At 56.1% G+C, this 2,791-nt stretch carries 2 protein-coding genes and 2 pseudogenes; all 4 read left to right on the top strand.

The features are described 5' to 3' along the window. Nucleotides 1-154 precede the first annotated feature (154 nt). Entirely contained in the window at nt 155-454 is a 300-nt protein-coding gene (locus tag H8S57_RS16680) for a DUF6809 family protein (protein ID WP_186909077.1), read from the top strand. Nucleotide 455: 1 nt separating this feature from the next. Beyond that, nucleotides 456-1,664: pseudogene (locus H8S57_RS16675) on the top strand (tyrosine-type recombinase/integrase). Next, on the top strand, nt 1,622-2,440 hold the full coding sequence (locus H8S57_RS16670; protein WP_243204875.1) for a site-specific integrase: 819 nt from the start codon (nt 1,622-1,624) through the stop codon (nt 2,438-2,440). The pseudogene H8S57_RS16675 and the gene H8S57_RS16670 overlap by 43 nt, the downstream one beginning before the upstream one ends. A 193-nt stretch (nt 2,441-2,633) precedes the next feature. Beyond that, a pseudogene (locus H8S57_RS17535) lies at nt 2,634-2,791 on the top strand (IS256 family transposase); the annotation flags it as partial.

Here is a 2,791-nt window from a genome sequence, read left to right as displayed (position 1 = left end):
TCTATACTGCTAATCCAGGTGGTCTGCCGCCTGTGATGTTTCGTCAGGCCGCCAGAGGCCTGGCCGCGTAAGTTTCATATTTGGGGTGTTCAGGTTCTGCACCGTTCTTGACTTTTCCAGTGTTTGTGTTACCAAACGCAAAGGAGGCGCACGCATGTACGACTACATGATGTCCCTGCAAAAATACTTCTCCCTGCCGTTGGAATGTGAGGAGCTGGAACAGCAGATAAAAGTGCAATGCTGTCAGCTCAGAGAACATTTGAACCAGCAGGACCGCAGAACGCTTCTGCGGCTGATTGATTTGGAAATCGAACTGCGGGACAAGGCAGCGCTCAACAGTTTCTTCTCCGGCTTCCGTCTGGCGACGGGAATCCATCAGGAATTGATGAGCTATCCGCCTCATGGCTTCGACGCAGAAGAAGAAAAACAGGCAATTCAGGAAGGAGGCGATTGACTTGGCAAAACGCAGACCATCGGGCGACGGCATGGTCCGGAAACGGGAAGATGGCCGCTGGGAGGGCCGCATCGTCATCGGCCATAAGGAAAACGGTAACTCCATCTTCCGATACATCTATGCCGATACCCAAAAAGAACTGACCGTCAAGCTCCGGCAGAACATCACTGCCTATCAGGGCGTGGACCTGACGGAGGACTGCAAAATGACCCTATCCGACTGGCTGGACCGCTGGCTGGAGCAGATGGCTTTGGTCCTCCGTCCCAGCACCTTGGACCACTACCGCAGTGATTTGGCACACCATGTCAAGCCCTACCTGGGCCGGAAGAAGCTCACTCAGGTCACACCGGCAGATTTGCGGAAGCTCTACGACACACTCAAAGAGCGGGGCCGGGTGCATCCCCACCCCGGCCAGAGCCGAGGACTCTCCACCACCACCGTCCACGGCATCCACACCACACTGCACCACGCTCTGAAGTCTGCGGTAGACCAGCGGCTGCTTCCGAACAACCCCGCTGACCATATAGAGCCACCCAAGATAGCGCACAAAGCCATGACCATCCTGAATGATGAGCAGTTAGACATCTTCATGAATGCTATCAAGCAAGGCCCCATTTGGTACGATTTCTTCTACACTGCGCTAACCACCGGCCTGCGGCTGGGTGAGATCTGCGGCCTCATGTGGTCCGACTTTGACGGGCGGAAAGGAACTCTGAGCATCAGCCGCACTCTCCACAAAGAAAAGGGCGGGCGTCTGGTGGCAGGCGACACCAAGACCTATGCCGGGACCCGAAAGATTGTCCTGCCTGACAGTACCGCAGAGCTGCTGCGAAACCGCAAGAAGCATTCCTACTCCATATGGATCTTCCACGATCCGCTGCGGCCAGAAGCCCCGATGAACCCCAGCACCGCGTACCGGCAACTGTAAACGATACTGACGGAAAACAGTCTGTCTGACCTTCGGTTCCATGATTTACGGCACGCTTTCGCCACCCACGCCCTGGCCAACGGCGTAGACGCAAAGACCCTGTCCGGTATCCTGGGTCACACTAATAAGGCCAGCTTCACGGTGGATACCTACACCCACACCACCACCGATATGCACAAGAAAGCCGCTGAAATCGTGGGCGGTTTCCTGACCGACTACTTAGGAGAGGAGATGTCCCCATGGCAAAACGTAGAACCCGCGGCGACGGCAGCATCCACCTGAGAAAGGATAGCCGCTGGGAGGGCCGCTATGTGGTAGGCTACGATGACAAGGGCCTGCCGGTCACCAAAAATGTCTTGGCCAAAACCAAGTCGGAGTGTGCCACGAAGCTGGCGCAGCTCCGGGAAACGCTGAGAGCGCCTACGCCGGACCAGCCCAAGCCCGGAATCTTTCTGGCTGACTGGCTGGACCTCTGGTATCAAGGATATAAAAAGCCCAATCTCAGGCCCAACACCCAGATGTCCTACGAGCGGCGGATCTACCAGCACATCATCCCAGCTTTGGGACAAGCCCAGCTGGACAAACTGACCACCGCAGATATTCAGGATTTTTATGCGTCACTCAAAAAGTGCGGGCGACTAATACGAACAGACCTCTACGGCGATGGGCTCTCCAACCAGACGGTCCGGGGCATCCACACCACGCTCCATGCCGCTCTGGGCAAAGCCGTGGAGGAAAATCTGATCTTCCGAAATCCTGCGGACGGATGTAAGTTGCCTTCTGCCAAGCCCAGAGAAATGAAGGTGCTGGAACCGGAAGAAATCCAGCGGCTGCTCATCCAAGCCAGAGAGGACGGATGTTATGAGTTGCTTCTGCTGGAACTATCCACCGGACTTCGCCGGGGCGAGATTTGCGCCCTCCAATGGGATGACTTAGACATGAAAACTGGGGCGCTCCAGGTGGAACGGCAAGTCCATCGGGTGCGGGGCGAGTTGGTAGTCTCCCCGCCCAAAACAAAGGCAGGGCGGCGGACTGTCCTCCTCCCCCCCCGGTCCTGAATGTTCTCAAAGCCTACCGACCCCCCTGCGCCTCCCGGTGGATGTTCCCCTCGCCAGTCAAGGAGAACTCCCCCATGGACCGATAAGGTAAAATAAGTTGCGCAAATATAAAAGAGGATAAAAAGAGACATGGTTTGCAGAACTCTGGTAGAATGAAGTTGCGACACACCATTCTGAAAGGAGTCTGTAAACCATGTCCGAGAAAATTGTACAACTGAACGAGGAAGTAATCAAGGGTCAGATCAAGGAATTAGTGCGCGGCAGCGTGGAAGAAACCCTGAACGAGCTGCTGGAGGCGGAGGCGGAGAAGCTGACCCAGGCGGCCCGTTACGAGCGCAATGAGGCCCGCCA

Origin of the sequence: Lawsonibacter hominis, assembly GCF_014287895.1 — a bacterium.
In the GTDB taxonomy this organism is placed as follows: Bacteria; Bacillota; Clostridia; order Oscillospirales; family Oscillospiraceae; genus Lawsonibacter_A; species Lawsonibacter_A hominis.
This window is presented reverse-complemented; position numbering and strand designations above follow the sequence as displayed.